The following is a 14,736-nucleotide window of genomic DNA, read 5'->3' on the forward strand; positions in this document are numbered from 1 at the left end:
ACCGGCCCGTGCCCCGGCCCTCACCAGGGCCGGGGCACGGGCCGCTCTCACGCGGGCAGGGTGAAGAGCCGGTACGCGGACACCGTCGTGAAGCCGAGGCGCCGGTAGAGGGGCTCACCGGCCGGGCTGGCCATGAGGGCGGCGGAATGCATCCCGCGGTCGCGCCCCACGCGGAGGGCCGCGGCCGTGAGGGCGCCGCCGATTCCACGACGGCGGTGGGTCCCGGCGACGTGGACGAGGAAGATCCCCGCGTGGCCGTGGGCCGTGATCACCACGGTCGTGCCGACGATACGACCGCCGAGCACCGCGGCGATCCGCACGATGTCCGCGTTGTCGGGGCGCTGCGCCTCGATGCGCACCATGTCGGCCTCGAGGCCCGGCGGGACGCCCATGGAGGCGCTGTAGGTGCGGACGAACTCCGTGAGGCGGGCGGGCTCCTCGACCGTCTCGATCCGCAGGCCGTCCGGTCGCTCCCCGGCTTCGACGAGCCGGTCGAGCGACCGGACCATCACCGGGACGGAGCCGATTTCGGCGAGTCCGTGGCGGGCGAGCGCGGCCGCCGTTCCCTCGGGGTCGGGGCTGTCGGGGCCCACCCACCACCACCAGGGGACGTCGGCGAGCCGGGTCCGGACCGTGGCGGCCGCCCGCCCGGCCTCGTCCGGGGAATGGGTCCGGACCACGCCGTTGAACTGGGGGGTCGCGAGTCCGCTGCGGTAGTAGTCGAGGTCCCCCTCGCCGCGTTCCGCCTCGCCCCATCCGAGCAGGTACTGGCGGAAGTTGGCGGTCACCCGGGTGAGGTCCACACCGTCCCCGGGCACGGGCGTCTCCGCCGGAATTCGTCTGTCTGTCATCCTCGTTGCTTTCACCGTCAGGGTGCCGTGTGCCGGAGCACCCCGTTTTGTCGGACGTCGTGGGACCGGGGACCGGAGTCCTTCGCTCACCGCTCCGGCGCGGTCAGCCGGTCCCGGTTCTCCCCCGCCGAGGGGCGGGCGGAGGCGCTGAGACTGCCGACATCTGCAGGAGTTCCGCGCTGCGGCTGCCCGGCTCGGGATGGAACACCCCGAGGATGAGCCCGCCGCTCCCGGCGATGGTCAGCTTGTTCGACCGCAGTTCCAGGTCGCCGGCCTGCGGGTGCCTCAGGCGGGAGACCCGGCCCGTGTGCGGCGTCACGTCGTGGCGGGCCCACAGGTCACGGAAACGGTCGCTCCGCAGCGACAGGTCACAGACCAGCTCGGTCAGCCGGGGGTCGTCGACGTCCGGCCTCGCCAGGGCCCGCAGGATGGCCGCACCCTCGTGTGTCATCGACTCCCAGTCCCTGCGCCGTTCACGTCGAAGAACCTGTTCTGCACCCAGGCGGGGTTGCCGCTCCATCCGTCGATCAGTTCGCGGATGCTCTGTGGCACCTGTTCCGGTCGCGGTGCCCGGCCGCGGGACCGTCTCCGGGCGGACGTGCGGTCTCCCTGAGCCTGCGTCAGGCCGATCAGGTGGTCGGCCGCGTCCTGGTCCAGGGTCAGCGCCCGGGCTACCGCGTCGAGCACCTGTGGTGACGGATTGCGGTCGCGTCCCTGTTCCAGCCGGAGGTAGTAGTCCGTGCTGATCCCGGCGAGCATCGCGACCTCTTCCCGTCGCAGACCCTCGACCCGACGCGTCCCTTGGGTGCCGATGCCGACGTCCTCCGGCCGGACCAGGCGCCTGCGCCCCCGCAGGAACTCACCCATCGCATTCGAAGCGTCCATACCGAGGACCGTAACCCCGTTCGGCGCGCACGTGCCTGGCCCCCTTGGTACCAGGCATGACGGGCCGAACGGCCCGCACGAGGCGTTCACCCCGGGGCAGCGGTGCCGTCACCGTCCGTAGCAGGTTGACGTCCGCAGCAGGTCGGGCGTGTGTCGGTGGGTCTCGGTAGCCTGAGTTGTGGTGCGGCCGTGAGCGGCAGGCGTCTCGCGGGCGCCCGGGGCGTCCCGGGACAGCCGGGATCGTCACCTTGCGTGACAGGACATGAGAATGGGCAATCCCTCCGAGGCTCCATACGGACGCCGCCCCTCAGGATCGTCCGGCGACGAGGACGTCGCCGGATTCGTCCTCGATGACGACGGCCTCGTCTCCGCGTGGAGCGCCGCCGCAGAACGGCTCTTCGGCTGCCGCGCCGCGGACGTCGTCGGACGCCCGGCAGCCGAGTTGTGGCCGGAGGCGTTCGCCGGGCCCCCGGGGCCTGCCGCCGGAGCACCCGGGCGGCCGTCCTCATCGGGCCGTCGCGCCGTGCTCACGCGCCGCCGTGACGGCGGCCCCCCCGACGTCGTCCTCCACATGTCGCCCTTGCTCGAGCCGGGAGGGCGCGACGGCGGGGGCACCGCGGTCGTCGCGGTCCCGGCAATCTCTTCGGCCCTCGCGGAGGGCGAGGCGATCCTGGAGGCCCTCTTCACCCAGGCGCCCATCGGCATCGCCGTGTACGACCGGAACCTGCGCTTCGTTCGGGTCAACGCCGCCCTGGAACGCATCCACGGGTTCCCCGCGGAGAAGGCCCTGGGCCGGCCCGTCAGCGAGGTCCTCCCCGGACTCGACGCCGCGGCGATCGAGCGCAGGCTCAAGGGGGTCCTGGAGAGCGGCCGGCCGGTCGTCAACGCCGTCCACCAAGGGCGCACCTCCGCCGACCCGCACCGGGACCACGTCTGGCACGTCTCCTCCGTCGTCCTGACGGCACCGGACGGCGACGTCCTCGGGGTCACCGATCTGATCATCGACATCACGGACCGCCACAGGACCCGGGAGCGTCTGGCGCTCCTCGACGAGGCCGCGATGCGCATCGGCACGACGCTGGACGTGCGGCGCACGGCGGAGGAACTCGTGGACGTGCTCGTTCCGAGGCTCGCCGACGTGGCGACGATCGACCTCCTCGACGACGTCATGGAGGGTGCGGAACCGGAGCCGATGGGCTCCGGGCCCGTCGCGCTGCGTTCCCTCGCCCGCACGGCCGTCGACCCGGACGTCATCAGCGGGCTCCGGAAACCCGGGGAGCTGCAGGACTATCCCCCCGACTCGCCGCACGTGCAGAGCCTCGCCGACGGCCGGCCGCGGCTGATCCCCGTCGTCGACCCCGGCGCCCCCTGGCTGCGGGACACCGCCGACCAGCGGGTCAAGGCGATGCTCAGGTACGGGATCGACTCCTTGATCCTCGCACCGCTGCGCGCGCGGGACGCGACCCTGGGCCTGGTGCACCTGTACCGGGGGCGCGGCACGGAACCCTTCGAACCCGACGACCTCGTCCTCGCCCAGGACATCGTCGCGCGCGCCGCCGTCTGCCTGGACAACGCCCGCCGCTACACCAACGAGCACACCGCCGCCCTCACCCTCCACGCGAGCATGCTGCCGCGCAGCGTCCCGGACCAGAGCGCGGTCGAGGTGGCGCAGCACTACCGGCCGTCGCGGGTGCACGCAGGCGTGAGCGGCGACTGGTTCGACGTGATCCCGCTGTCCGGTGCCAGGGTCGCCCTGGTCGTGGGCGCGGTGCCGGGCACGGGGTTCCAGGCGGCCGCGTGCATGGGGCACATCTGCTCCGCGATCCGCACGCTGGCCCAAGTGGACCTCACACCGGACGAGTTGCTCGGCCAGATCGACGACATGGTGCCGCGGCTCCTGGAGCGCGAACACGCCACCGGGTCCGCGCCCGTGGTGGAGGCGCTCAAGGGCTCGACCTGCCTGTACGCCGTCTACGACCCCGTCTCGCGGCGGTGCGTGATGGCCAGTGCCGGACATCCCCCGCCGGCCGTCGTCGGCCGGAGCGGGGACGTGGTGATCCCCGATGTGCCGGTCAACAACCCCCTCGGCCAGGGGGACCCGGTGTTCGAGCCGCTGGATCTGGAACTCGCCGAAGGCAGCACCCTGGTGTTCTCCAGCCACAGCCTCCAGCGCGCCACGGACACGTCCGAGACGCTCGCCGCCCGCCTCAGCACCGTCGTCGCCGACCGGGCCCGCCCGATCGAGGAGACGTGCCGTGCCATCTCCGACCTGGTCGCCGCCCAGCTCACGATGGAGGACGGCCTGGCCCTGCTGCTGGCCCGGACCCGCCCCCTCGACCCGGGGAAGCTGGCCACGTGGACCGTGCCCCCCGTCCCCGCGGCCGTCGGCGACATGCGCTCGCTGGTGCTGCGGCAGCTCGACCTGTGGGGGCTGGAACACCTGGCCTTCGCCACCGAACTCATCGTCAGCGAACTCATCACCAACGCCATCCGGCACGGGCACGACCCGATCCGGCTGCGCCTGATCCTCGACCGGACGCTCATCTGCGAGGTCAGCGACGCGGCGAGCACGTCGCCCCACATCCGCCGGGCGGCCACCACCGACGAGGGCGGACGCGGGCTCTTCCTGGTGGCGCAGTGCTCCCATCGCTGGGGCACCCGGTACGCGCTGGTCGGCAAGACCATCTGGGCCGAGCAGACCCTGGAGCCCGTTCCGGCCGCCTGAACACCGCTTCCCTGGGGGAACCCCACTGTGCACGCCCCCGGCCCCCGGTGGCAGTGCCCCGGCGGTCCTGGGAGCGGGGGGACCAGTCGCCTCGTCATGAAGGTGCCGGGTGGTCCCGGCACTCCCAGGAACACCAGTGCCTTCACCCCCGGACGGCGGGACAGCAGGCTGGGCACGGCCTACGGCTTCGTCGCGGGCTCCTGACGTGGGCAACGGCCGTGTCCGGCATGCCCCCGAGGCGAACGAAGGGTTTCCATGAAGATCGGGTTTGCGCTTCCGTACCTGCACAACGTGGCCCACCAGGTCGACCGGGCGGCCGAGTTCGCCCGGGAGGCGGAGAAGGCCGGTGCGGCAAGCCTGTGGGCGGGCGACCGGCACTTCGCCGCCGTGAACCCCACGATCGGGGCCACCGGCCCCGGCACCACGATCCCGGTGGAGTACCGGACCGCGGCCGACCCCTTCGTTCTGCTCGGTGTCGCGGCGGCCGCGACCGAGCAGGTGCAGTTGGGCACCAACGTCCTCATCGCGCCGGTCTACGCACCCGCACAGCTCGCCCGCAGTCTGACCACGATCGACCGGATCAGCGGCGGGCGGCTCATCCCCGGCTTCGGCGTCGGCTGGTCGCCCGAGGAATTCACGGCGGCGAACGTGGACTTCACCAAGCGCGGCGCCCGTACCGACGAGATGCTGGACGCACTCGAGCTGCTCTGGACCCGGGACCCGGTGGAGTACCACGGCCGCCACCTGGAGCTTCCGCTGCAGTACGCGCCGTTGAAGCCCGCGCAGAAGCCCCGCCCTCCCTTCTACCTCGGTGCGCCGAGCGGGGCCCCCGCCGCGCTCAAGCGCATCGGTGAACGTGCGGACGGCTGGCTGCCGGCGTGCGTCGTGCCCGTCTTCGTGGACGCCGACACGGTGCTGGCGCAGCGCGCCCTGATCAACGAGTTCGCCGGTGCGGCGGGACGCGACCCTTCGCTGCTGGACACGGTCATGCGGGTCAACGTCGTGGAGGGGACCCCGCTGACCCGGGTCGCCGACGCCATCAAGTCGCTCGCCGACCGGACGGGCATCCAGCACTTCATGGTGGAGTCCATGTCCCTCCCCCACGTCGACGCCTCGCTCGAACTCGTCACGGATCTGCTGGCGCTGGTCCGGCGCGGCTGATCCCACGCTCGTCCCGTCACCCTGCGCGATTCACCCGTTCGGCGGCCTCTCGGTCGCGGCTTCGGGGCGGGCGGCGTCTCATGAGCGTGACCGCATACGCGTTCGAGTGGGAGGTCGCCGATGTACGACATGCGCGCCGAACCCATAGCGACGGAAACCGGATCCGCCCAGTTGTGGCACGTACTCCGGCTTGACGGAAGCACCCTGTGCGGCCGTGCGCTCGCCGGCAGGCCCGTTCCGGCACCCGACGACGACTACCGCGACGAGTACTGCACCCCCTGCATGACGGCGGTCGCCACAGCGGCGTCCCGCAGCGGCAGGGTCCGCCCCATGGTCTGAATCCCCCACACCCCCCGGCCGACAGGGTTGGACCTGTCGGCCGCCCACCTTCCCTTTGATTGCGAACGCACGCATGGCACTTCGGTTAGACAACGTTGTCAGACCCCGATGCACGGCGCTCCCCGGAAGGGATTCACCTGCCCGGGACAGATGACGCCCTCTGCGTCGAAGACAGCGTGTACAGGATGCCGGTCACGGCCGGACCGGTCTCGCGGGACCGCGTCGCGGCCGCGGTGGGCCTCTCGACGGAGGCGTCCGAGCGAGCGCTCATGCCAGAAGGCACCGAGGCGGCCCTTGCCGTCAGGGGAAGTCCGGGCACTCCTCGGCGAAGCCTTGCGAGACGGGCTGCCATGCGCCGCGGTCCTCACGCACGCTCAGTCGATCCGCCTCCTCCGCGGTCTTGATCAGCTGGGCGGTGGTCAAGGGGACGGCCGCCGCGAAGACCCGCCCGAGGTGGTGGCAGTGCAGCAGCGGGCGGAGTTCCTCCGAGTACGGCTCATCGGCGACCGCGAAGAGATCGGGCAGGGTCCAGCCCAGCGGACCCGCTACGGCCGATAGCTGCTGCCGGCGGTGCGGACTCGGGTCCCAGCGCGACACCATCCGGTACAGCGTGCTGAGGGACAGTCCCATGAACGGCAGTTCACGGATGCCGAAGCCGCGATTGCGGATCAGCGCGCCGAACACGGCGGCGAACCCGGTCTCGGCGGGACGGCGGCCCGGCCACGCCGGCTGAACGAAGGGTCCTGGAGCGGTGACGCGGGGCAGTGAGCGGACGCATGCCTCCAGCGCGGCGAGCTGGGAGTGGTCGCAGTGACTGACGCGGTATGCGAACTGCCTCATGACCCTGGCGTCGCGCTCCGGGGGCAGGAGTTCCGTCGGCACCGGCCGGCCTGCGACAACGAGAAGGTCGGCGGCCGGTATGTCGAGTTCGGCGGCAAGTTCGGCGAGTCGCTGCGGGGCGGTGTCGGTTCCGCCCGCGGCGAGGCTGCCCAGGATGATGGCCCGTTCCATGTGAGGAAGGTAGCGGGTGGGCTGCCAGGACAGTCGGGGCCGCGGGAGTTCACGGTGGGGACTCGCCTTCGGCGATCGCCTGGGGCGTATCGACGCCCGCCAGGGCGACCCGGTCCGGCACCGGGAGCCGTCCGGGATGGCGGTGCCGACGTGGGCGCACCGGCGACGGTGCCGTGACCGCGAACGATCAGCGGCGTGGTGCGACGGCTGGGTGGCGACCGCGGCGGATGTCGCCCAGACGAGCTGAAGGTCGTGCCATGGTCTGTCAGTTGCCTGGCCTAGGGTCGCCCGCATGGCCGAGCCCTCCTTCCTGACCTCCGTCCGCGAGTCGTACGACACGGTCGCCGCCGATTACGTCGAACGCGTCCCGCCTCCAGACGCCATGGACCCGCTGTCACGCGCGATGCTGGCGGGATTTGCCGAACTGGTGCGGACGGCCGGTCTGGGGCCGGTCGCGGACCTGGGGTGCGGCCCCGGGCGCGTGACGGCGCACCTGGCCGGGCTGGGGGTGTCCGCCTTCGGCGTCGATCTGTCGCCGAAGATGGTCGGGCTGGCCCGGCACGCCTACCCGGACCTGCGGTTCACCGAGGGCTCGATGACCGCGCTGGAGATGGGGGACGACGAGCTCGGCGGCATCCTGGCCTGGTACTCCACCCATCACACGCCCCCGCAGTGGCTGCCGGATGTGTTCGCCGAGTTCCACCGCACGCTCGCGCCCGGCGGCTGCCTGCTCTGGGGAGACTACGTCGGCGATGAGCGACTGCAGCCGACCCACCGCTATGGCCGTCCGGTGTCCTACAAGTCGTACCTCCTGCCCCTGGACCGCATGGTCGACCTGCTGGAGCAGGCCGGACTCGTCGTCACCGCGAAACTGGAACAGCAGCCCGGCGGACGTGTGAACCGACCGCACGCCTGCCTCCTGGCCCGCAAGCCCGAAACGCCCTGACGGGGCTCGTCCGGGATGAGGGAACTCGGCGGCGCCAAGCACCTGATGGCCTTCCGGGACGACCGCTGCACGCGATCACCGACGCGTTCACCGCGGCCGGCTTCCGGATCGACGTCATCAGCGAACCGGCCCCACGAGGCCGAGCGGCGCGGCTTGCCTGCACGGTCGTTCCCCACCGGGGCCTGCGAACCGGCACCACCCGCATCCGCCGGCGGAGGTCGGCGCGCGCCATGGAGGCACCCAGTACTTGCGTACGCACACACTCACCGCAAGGAAACGGACTCCCGGGTCCGATACCATGGCCACCGGACCCAGGGGGCCGAGCCCCTCATCGAACCCAGACAGGCCAGCCGTCCCATGAGCCCTGCGCACCCGCCCGACCCGGAACGGCAGACGTCCACGTCACCGCGGCGGGCGGACGCCCGCCGCAACCACGAACGCGTGGTCGCCGCCGCGGTCGACGTCTTCCGCGAACGGGGCACCCTGGCCACCGTCCCCCAGATCGCGGCGCGGGCCCAGGTCGGCAAGGCGACCGTCTACCGGAGCTTCCCCACCAAGGAGGACCTGCTGGAGACGATCACCCGGCTGAGCCTGGAGGAGCTCGAACGGCGCACCGCAGCGGCCCGGGACGAGCCCGGCCCCGGCGAGGTCTTCCGCCGCCATGTGTGCGCACTCTTCGACGTCCTGGCCCACGACCGTCTGCTCGCCGAGCGCCTGGCGGACGGAGCGTCCCCGGCCGCCGTGTCGGTCCTGGAGTCGCTGACCGAGGCCATGGAGACCGCGCGTGCGGCGGGGACGCTGCGCGAGGACACCACGCCGCTGGATCTGCGGGTGCTCCTGTGCGGCGCGGCCCTGCAGCTGGTGCGGCTCGAGGAACGCGAACCGTCGGTCTGGCACCGCTACGCGGACATGGTGCTGCGGGCACTCTGCTGCTGACCGCCGCGGGACGCCCCAACGACCGTCCGGGGTACGGAGGCTGCCGCGGACGTGTTCGAGGAAGCGACGGGCGGCCTGGCCGGCCGCGTGTGCCCCGGGAGAGACGAGTCGACGCGGCGCCGCAACGGGAGCGCGGCCGCGGAGCATGAACTCGACGGGAAGTGCCGGCCCTCGGGTGCCAACGCGATCCCCACACCCGCGACGACCAGGCCGATGACCGGGGGCCATTCGCCGCAGCTTCAGCCGGTCCGGGTCCGGCGGTTCGAGGTCGAGCAGGTCGAACTCCGCCTCGTGCACGAACCGCAGGGCATCCAGGGCCCGGCCGACCCTGCTCACGTGTGGCCGCGCTGGCGGCGAGGGCCGTGCCGGATGCGTGGGCCATGCGGTCGGCGTCCTCGACCGGTAGCGCGTGCATCCGTGGATCTCCCCCTATCCATGCAGTGGCGGTTCCGACGCGGCAGGTGGCGCACCACCACCGACCCGGAAAGTCTGCGCGTTCTGTCAACCGATCTTCGCCGAACCGTGGTCTGAGAGGTGGAGGGGGCATGTGAGCCCCCGGTGCGTTCGTTTGACAGTCTGCAAGGAGTCTCATCCATGACCCGGATGAAGAAGTTAGCGGCGGCCACGATGACGGCGGCCCTTCTGGCAGGGGTGCCGGCAGTGGCCTACGCGGTGGCGCCGTCCACGGCGTCCACGGCGCCCACGGGAACGTCACAGGCCACCGCGGCCGCCGGCGCCCCCGCCACGAGGGGCGGGTGGGCGCGGGTCGTGTCGCCCGGTGAGCGCGTCAACGCGGCTCCCGGGGTGGTCCTGTGGCTCACCGAGGAGGGCAAGCACTGGTCCACGCCCGACCAGCCGGACCAGTTCCGCAGCGTGGTCGACGGCAACATCGATCCCACTCGGCCCAGCGTGAGCCTGCAAGCCGAGACGGTGGGCGACCGGTACTTCCTGTCCGGGGTGTACGTCACCCCGGACGACGCCGCCGACGCGGCCACCGTCAGGGTCGTCACCGGCCTCGGCACGGTCACCGGCAGCGTCGTCCGGCTGCCCGGACACCCCCGCTGGGGCGCCTGGTACGCCACCAGCCCGCTCCCTTCGTCCTTCCCGCAGCAGGGGAGCCCCTTCATACGCAGTGTCACCGTCTTCGACGCGGGCCACCGCCCCCTCGCCACCCTGGCCGTCGGCTGACGCCTGGCCACCGGCGGGGGACCCGGCACGATCCGGGTCCCCGCGTTCCCGGGCCCGCAGTCGCCGCATAAGGCGACGCCCCCCACCGGTCACCTGTTCCCCGACCAGAAAGTCCACCATGCGCATCAAGAACGCGGGCATCGTGCTCGCAGGCTGCACCGCGACGGCCGTCCTGGCCGCCTCCCCCGCCGGCGCCGCCACCTCATCCCTGCCCGCCCCTTCCGTCAGCGCCGTCCTGGCCGTGCAGAAGCAGGCGATGGCCAACGGCGCCCCGGGGGCGCTGACCCGTATCGACTCCGGCAGCACGAGCTACCGCATCTCCTCCGGCCAGGCGGACACCGTCGCCCACACCGCGATGGACGCCGACCGCCGGTTCCGGGTGGGCAGCGTCAGCAAGTCCTTCACCACGGTGGTGCTGATGCAACTGGTCGCCGAGGGGCGTATCGACCTGGACGCACCGGCGAACACCTACCTGGCCCAGCCGCTGCCGGACGACCGGATCACCGTGCGGCATCTGCTCAGCCACCGCAGCGGCCTGTGGGACTACACCAACGACATGTTCTACTTCACCGTCCCGGGCTTCGAATCGGTACGGAACAAGGTGTTCACCTACCAGGAACTGATCGACCTGTCGACGGCCCACCAGCCGACCAACGAGCCCGGCGCGGCCTACAGCTACTCCAACACCAACTTCGTCGTCCTGGGGCAACTCATCGAGCACGTCACCGGCGTGCCCATGGCCACCCAGTACCAGCAGCGCATCTTCGAGCCCCTGAACCTGAAGAACACCACCTACGTCCACCCGCAGACCACCATCTCCGGCTCCTACGCCCACGGTTACCTGCGCCCCGACGACACCACGCTGCCGCTGGTGGACTCCACCGAACAGACCGTCTCCTGGGCGCAGTCCGCCGGCGCGGTCATCTCCAACGCCAACGACCTCAACCGGTTCTTCTCCGCGCTGGTCTCCGGCACGCTCGTGCCCGCCGCCCAACTGCAGCAGATGATGACCATGGTCCCGGTCAACGCCGACGGCACCCAGTCCTACGGGCTGGGCCTGCGCGCCAGGAAGCTGTCCTGCGGCGTCACCGTGTACGGCCACACCGGCACCGTCCAGGGCTTCTACACCTACGCGTTCACCACCGCCGACGGCAAGCGCAGCATGACGTCCATGGCCAACACCTCCAACAACGGAACCGTCAACACCATCCTCGGCGGCACGCTGGAAGCCGCCTTCTGCGGCACCACCCCCGCCAAGGCCCTCACCGCCAAGTCCTCCGAGGGCGGGACGTTCACCGAGGACATAGCCCCGCAGGTCGTCCGCCGCTGACCGACCGCCGCGCTCCCGATCCCGGCGCCGTGTCCGGGATCGGGAGCCGCACACCTCGGTGGGGGCGGTACTACGCCTGCGGCACCACACCCTCGGCCGGCGACCGCGCGGCCCGCGGCGCCGGGTCGCCGGCCGCCTCCTCGGCACGGCTGAGCGCGGCGTTCCTGGTGTCGGGCATGAGGACGTAGGTGACGAGGGAGACCAGCGCACACGCCGAGACGTACCAGAAGAAGGCCGACTCGTGACCGGCGTCCTTGAACCACAGCGCCACGTACTCCGCGGTGCCGCCGAACAGGGCGTTGGCGATCGCGTACGGCAGCGCCACGCCCAGCGCCCGTACCCGGGTGGGGAACAGTTCGGCCTTCACGGCGGCGTTGATCGAGGTGTAGCCCGTGACGATCACCAGCGCGAGCAGCGAGAGGCCGAGCGCGGGCCAGTACGAGGAGGCCGAGCCGAGCGCCGTCATGATCGGGTAGGTGCCGAAGGTGCATCCCACGGCGAAGGTGATCAGCAGCGGCCGGCGGCCGATCCGGTCCGACAGCGCACCGGCCAGGGGCTGGAGCAGCGCGAAGACGAAGAGCGCGGTGAAACTGACCAGCGTCGCGGTGTTCTTGGCCATGCCGGCGCTGCCGATGAGGTACTTGGTGAGGTAGGTGGTGTAGGTGTAGTACGCGACGGTGCCGCCCAGGGTGAGCGCCATGACCAGCAGCGCCTGACGCCGGTGCTGCCACAGCAGCCGGAGCGAGCCGCGGGCGTCGTCCTGGGTGCCGGCCTCCTCGGCGAAGGCGTCGGTCTCCTGGAGCCTGCGCCGGATCCAGAAGACGACGAGGGCGAAGACCGCGCCCAGCAGGAAGGGCACGCGCCAGCCCCAGTCGTACAACTGGTCCGTGGTCAGCACGTGCTGGAGCGTGATCAGGATCGCCAGGCCCAGGAGCTGTCCCGCCGTCATCGACACGTACTGGAAGGACGAGCCGAGCCCGCGCCGATTGCGGGCCGACGCCTCGGTGAGGTAGGTCGCGCTGGCCGCGTACTCGCCGCCGATGCTCATGCCCTGCAGCAGCCGGGCGAGCAGCAGCACGAGTGCGCCGGCGTAGCCGGCCTGACCGTACGTCGGGGCGATCGCGATCAGCAGGGCGGCGACGGACATCATGGTGACGGTGAGGGTCAGCGCGCTCTTGCGGCCGTGCCGGTCGGCGGCGCGCCCCAGTACCCAGCCCCCGACGGGACGCATGAGGAAGCCGACCGCGAAGATGCCGGCGGTGTTCATCAGCTGGGTGGTCGGGTTGTCACCGGGGAAGAAGGAGTCGGCGAAGTAGAGGGCGAAGCTGGCGTAGACGAACCAGTCGTACCACTCGACGAGATTGCCCAGCGACCCTCCCACGAGGGCGAGGCGGCGCTTGCCGCGCTGCTCGGCGGACGGGGACGCGGGCATGGCGGAAGTCGGCGACATCGGCGGCTCCAGAGGGAAAGGCCCTGATGGGGGACGGGGCGAGGTGCCCAGAGCACGGGGTTCCGCGCCTCGCCCGGACAAGGTCCGGCGCCCAGATCTAACGTCCCGCCGAGAATCCGGGTCACGGATGCCGGGCCGCCCGGCTGCCCGGGGGCCCGTCGACGCGGTCGTGCTCGCGTACGTGGTGGTCGCCGCCGGGCTCGGGCGAGGGCTGGATCACCACCATGGCCGCGGGCTACGGAACGCCCGGCTCGAAGAGCACGTATCCGGCGTACGAGCCGGAGGCCAGCGCGGCGAACCCCAGCAGCGTGGCCCGCGCGGCGGGCCGGGTGCGGGCGAGGGCCGGCGCGGGCGGCACGAACAGCGGGAAAGCGGGCAGCAGGTAGCGCGAGACGTTGCCGAAGATCTGCTGCGTGCGGAGACATGCAGTCGGCGGTCGGCGAGCCGGCGCCGTACGGCCCGGCGCCGGCAGCGCGGGGCGCGGCGCCCGATCCCGAGGGCGCGCCCGCGTCGAGGCCGTTCGGCGGGAGGGCGTGGCGCGCCGGCCAGGCCATGGCCTCCGGGTCGGGCAGCAGGTCCGCGGAGTGCCGGATGGGCACCTTTCAGACCGGCAGCCCCTTGCGGGCGCGACGTTCCGAAGTACGGCGGCGGCGTTCGGCCGCGACGGCCCGCAGCCCCTCCTCGCGGCGCTTGTTGTACCCGGGGGGTTCCACCGTGAACAGGCACAGGCCGCACACGTAGCCGCCCTCGGGGCCCTCGATCACGGGTTCCAGGCAACGCTCGCAGTCCATCGTGCAGTCGTACCCCATCGCTACGGTCGCGGGCCAGCGGTTCCGGCGAGGTCGCGGACACCGGGGGACACCGCGCACGCCGTCAGAGCCTGACGCTGCGCCGGCTGACGGGGACGCCGTCACCGTCGACCCAGCCGAGGACCAGCCGGCGGAACTCCGTGTGGCTGATCATGCGGGTGGTGGTGTCGGCGGAGCCGCACTGGGCGCCGATCTCCCGGCCCTGGCCGCCGTCCTCACCGTCGTCGGTGGCGAGGTAGATGCAGCCCGGGTCGTCGACCTCCTTGGTGACGAGGGCGTCGACCTCCCAGCCGCGCCCGACCCGGTGGACGGTGATCAGGGCGTGGCCGACGCGCCCGGAGTCGTACACGGCGAGCCGTACGCTGCGGCCGCCGTCGCGGTGCGGCGTCCAGCCGTCCGCGGCCCGTACGGAGGGCGCCGCGGCCACGAGCATCGCCGTGGACAGGACGGACACAGCGACAGGGCGGACACGCACGACGGCCTCCAGGTCGGATGCGACGGCCACCGGTCGGCGGCCGCCCCCATCCAAACCCCCGGACCCCGCCCGGGCCCTGGCGCGGCACGCCAGGCGGGCCTGTGATCACTCCGCTGGCGGGTCCCCCGCCGAACGGGCCAGCAGCACGAGCGCGGCCGCTCCGGCCACGGCGGCTGCCGTGCCAGCGGAGCGGAAACCGTGCGAGGAGCGCCAGGACAGGACCGACCAGCGCGACCCGGCGGACAGCAGTGAGCCCACGCTCAGCCACGAACCGGTCGACAGCAGCGACAGGGCCGAACCGATGGACCCCGCGGACAGGGCGCTGCCGACCGAGCCGACGGACAGCACCGAGCCGACGGAACCGATGGAGAGCACGGAGCCCACCGAACCGATTGAGAGTACCGAGTCCTTGGACCACAGGGACAGGGCGGAGCCCCGGCAGGACGAACCCGGCTGCGGCGTGGAGGTTGTCTTCATGGTCCCCATCCTGCCGAACGCATCATCGTCCGGCAGGGTCTGATGTCACGTCAGGAGGGTGATCGCGCGTGAGCCGGTGCGGAGCGGGAAGGCGCGTGGTGAGGGGGCGAACGGAAGACGGACCGCGGAACAGACGGAGGCAGGTGACGGCCC

The 14,736-nt window shown here is 72.1% G+C and carries 15 protein-coding genes and 1 pseudogene; 7 read left to right on the forward strand and 9 right to left on the reverse strand.

Annotated features, from left to right (window positions below):
* Positions 1-47 precede the first annotated feature (47 nt).
* From PV341_RS01625 to PV341_RS01635, 3 genes are all read right to left on the reverse strand, one after another.
* Positions 48-851: a GNAT family N-acetyltransferase gene (locus PV341_RS01625; RefSeq protein ID WP_500329394.1), complete on the reverse strand. Its 804-nt coding sequence runs from the start codon at positions 849-851 to the stop codon at positions 48-50.
* A 103-nt stretch (positions 852-954) separates the two neighbouring features.
* Positions 955-1,302, reverse strand: a complete 348-nt coding sequence (locus PV341_RS01630; protein ID WP_500356451.1) for an MmyB family transcriptional regulator — start codon at positions 1,300-1,302, stop codon at positions 955-957.
* On the reverse strand, positions 1,299-1,736 hold the full coding sequence (locus PV341_RS01635; RefSeq protein WP_500356453.1) for a helix-turn-helix domain-containing protein: 438 nt from the start codon (positions 1,734-1,736) through the stop codon (positions 1,299-1,301). The genes PV341_RS01630 and PV341_RS01635 overlap by 4 nt, the downstream gene beginning before the upstream one ends.
* A gap of 268 nt (positions 1,737-2,004) precedes the next feature.
* Between PV341_RS01635 and PV341_RS01640 the strand changes: the two genes are divergently transcribed.
* The 3 genes from PV341_RS01640 to PV341_RS01650 all read left to right on the forward strand — a co-directional run bounded on the left by PV341_RS01640 (position 2,005) and on the right by PV341_RS01650 (position 5,961).
* Entirely contained in the window at positions 2,005-4,461 is a 2,457-nt protein-coding gene (locus tag PV341_RS01640; RefSeq protein WP_500329391.1) for a SpoIIE family protein phosphatase, read from the forward strand.
* Between the two features lie 255 nt (positions 4,462-4,716).
* Positions 4,717-5,622: a TIGR03619 family F420-dependent LLM class oxidoreductase gene (locus PV341_RS01645; RefSeq protein ID WP_500356455.1), complete on the forward strand. Its 906-nt coding sequence runs from the start codon at positions 4,717-4,719 to the stop codon at positions 5,620-5,622.
* A gap of 120 nt (positions 5,623-5,742) precedes the next feature.
* The gene (locus PV341_RS01650; RefSeq protein ID WP_500329389.1) at positions 5,743-5,961 is read left to right on the forward strand and encodes a hypothetical protein; all 219 of its coding nucleotides are present in this window, start codon (positions 5,743-5,745) and stop codon (positions 5,959-5,961) included.
* Positions 5,962-6,261: 300 nt separating this feature from the next.
* On the opposite strand, the gene PV341_RS01655 is transcribed toward PV341_RS01650, so the two are convergent.
* Complete coding sequence (locus tag PV341_RS01655) at positions 6,262-6,972, reverse strand: hypothetical protein (RefSeq protein ID WP_500329388.1); 711 nt, start codon at positions 6,970-6,972, stop codon at positions 6,262-6,264.
* A 292-nt stretch (positions 6,973-7,264) separates the two neighbouring features.
* Between PV341_RS01655 and PV341_RS01660 the strand changes: the two genes are divergently transcribed.
* The 4 genes from PV341_RS01660 to PV341_RS01675 all read left to right on the forward strand — a co-directional run bounded on the left by PV341_RS01660 (position 7,265) and on the right by PV341_RS01675 (position 11,372).
* Positions 7,265-7,918, forward strand: a complete 654-nt coding sequence (locus tag PV341_RS01660; RefSeq protein ID WP_500329387.1) for a class I SAM-dependent methyltransferase — start codon at positions 7,265-7,267, stop codon at positions 7,916-7,918.
* A 357-nt stretch (positions 7,919-8,275) separates the two neighbouring features.
* Positions 8,276-8,854, forward strand: a complete 579-nt coding sequence (locus tag PV341_RS01665; RefSeq protein WP_500329386.1) for a TetR/AcrR family transcriptional regulator — start codon at positions 8,276-8,278, stop codon at positions 8,852-8,854.
* 603 nt (positions 8,855-9,457) lie between these two features.
* Positions 9,458-10,042 carry a hypothetical protein gene (locus PV341_RS01670; protein ID WP_500329385.1) on the forward strand — a complete coding sequence of 195 codons (585 nt, stop codon included), beginning with the start codon at positions 9,458-9,460 and terminating at the stop codon, positions 10,040-10,042.
* A gap of 118 nt (positions 10,043-10,160) precedes the next feature.
* Entirely contained in the window at positions 10,161-11,372 is a 1,212-nt protein-coding gene (locus tag PV341_RS01675; protein WP_500329384.1) for a serine hydrolase domain-containing protein, read from the forward strand.
* Between the two features lie 70 nt (positions 11,373-11,442).
* On the opposite strand, the gene PV341_RS01680 is transcribed toward PV341_RS01675, so the two are convergent.
* The 5 genes and pseudogenes from PV341_RS01680 to PV341_RS01700 all read right to left on the reverse strand — a co-directional run bounded on the left by PV341_RS01680 (position 11,443) and on the right by PV341_RS01700 (position 14,583).
* On the reverse strand, positions 11,443-12,804 hold the full coding sequence (locus PV341_RS01680) for an MFS transporter (protein ID WP_500329413.1): 1,362 nt from the start codon (positions 12,802-12,804) through the stop codon (positions 11,443-11,445).
* 253 nt (positions 12,805-13,057) lie between these two features.
* Positions 13,058-13,243, reverse strand: a pseudogene (locus PV341_RS01685) (hypothetical protein); the annotation flags it as partial.
* Between the two features lie 181 nt (positions 13,244-13,424).
* The gene (locus PV341_RS01690) at positions 13,425-13,613 is read right to left on the reverse strand and encodes a hypothetical protein (RefSeq protein WP_500329383.1); all 189 of its coding nucleotides are present in this window, start codon (positions 13,611-13,613) and stop codon (positions 13,425-13,427) included.
* Between the two features lie 82 nt (positions 13,614-13,695).
* Positions 13,696-14,106: a hypothetical protein gene (locus PV341_RS01695; protein ID WP_500329382.1), complete on the reverse strand. Its 411-nt coding sequence runs from the start codon at positions 14,104-14,106 to the stop codon at positions 13,696-13,698.
* Positions 14,107-14,211: 105 nt separating this feature from the next.
* A complete protein-coding gene (locus PV341_RS01700) occupies positions 14,212-14,583 on the reverse strand; it encodes a hypothetical protein (RefSeq protein ID WP_500329381.1) in 372 nt (123 codons plus the stop codon).
* Between the last annotated feature and the right edge of the window lie 153 nt (positions 14,584-14,736).

It is taken from the genome of Streptomyces sp. PA03-1a, from assembly GCF_033792805.1.
In the GTDB taxonomy this organism is placed as follows: Bacteria; Actinomycetota; Actinomycetes; order Streptomycetales; family Streptomycetaceae; genus Actinacidiphila.

Coding starts and splice junctions, on each gene's coding strand:
- PV341_RS01650 (WP_500329389.1), top strand. CDS start 5,743: ATGTACGACATGCGCGCCGAACCCATAGCGACGGAAACCGGATCCGCC.
- PV341_RS01680 (WP_500329413.1), bottom strand. CDS start 12,804: ATGCCCGCGTCCCCGTCCGCCGAGCAGCGCGGCAAGCGCCGCCTCGCC.
- PV341_RS01635 (WP_500356453.1), bottom strand. CDS start 1,736: ATGGACGCTTCGAATGCGATGGGTGAGTTCCTGCGGGGGCGCAGGCGC.
- PV341_RS01645 (WP_500356455.1), top strand. CDS start 4,717: ATGAAGATCGGGTTTGCGCTTCCGTACCTGCACAACGTGGCCCACCAG.
- PV341_RS01660 (WP_500329387.1), top strand. CDS start 7,265: ATGGCCGAGCCCTCCTTCCTGACCTCCGTCCGCGAGTCGTACGACACG.
- PV341_RS01655 (WP_500329388.1), bottom strand. CDS start 6,972: ATGGAACGGGCCATCATCCTGGGCAGCCTCGCCGCGGGCGGAACCGAC.
- PV341_RS01625 (WP_500329394.1), bottom strand. CDS start 851: ATGACAGACAGACGAATTCCGGCGGAGACGCCCGTGCCCGGGGACGGT.
- PV341_RS01665 (WP_500329386.1), top strand. CDS start 8,276: ATGAGCCCTGCGCACCCGCCCGACCCGGAACGGCAGACGTCCACGTCA.
- PV341_RS01675 (WP_500329384.1), top strand. CDS start 10,161: ATGCGCATCAAGAACGCGGGCATCGTGCTCGCAGGCTGCACCGCGACG.
- PV341_RS01640 (WP_500329391.1), top strand. CDS start 2,005: ATGGGCAATCCCTCCGAGGCTCCATACGGACGCCGCCCCTCAGGATCG.
- PV341_RS01670 (WP_500329385.1), top strand. CDS start 9,458: ATGAAGAAGTTAGCGGCGGCCACGATGACGGCGGCCCTTCTGGCAGGG.
- PV341_RS01700 (WP_500329381.1), bottom strand. CDS start 14,583: ATGAAGACAACCTCCACGCCGCAGCCGGGTTCGTCCTGCCGGGGCTCC.
- PV341_RS01690 (WP_500329383.1), bottom strand. CDS start 13,613: ATGGACTGCGAGCGTTGCCTGGAACCCGTGATCGAGGGCCCCGAGGGC.
- PV341_RS01630 (WP_500356451.1), bottom strand. CDS start 1,302: ATGACACACGAGGGTGCGGCCATCCTGCGGGCCCTGGCGAGGCCGGAC.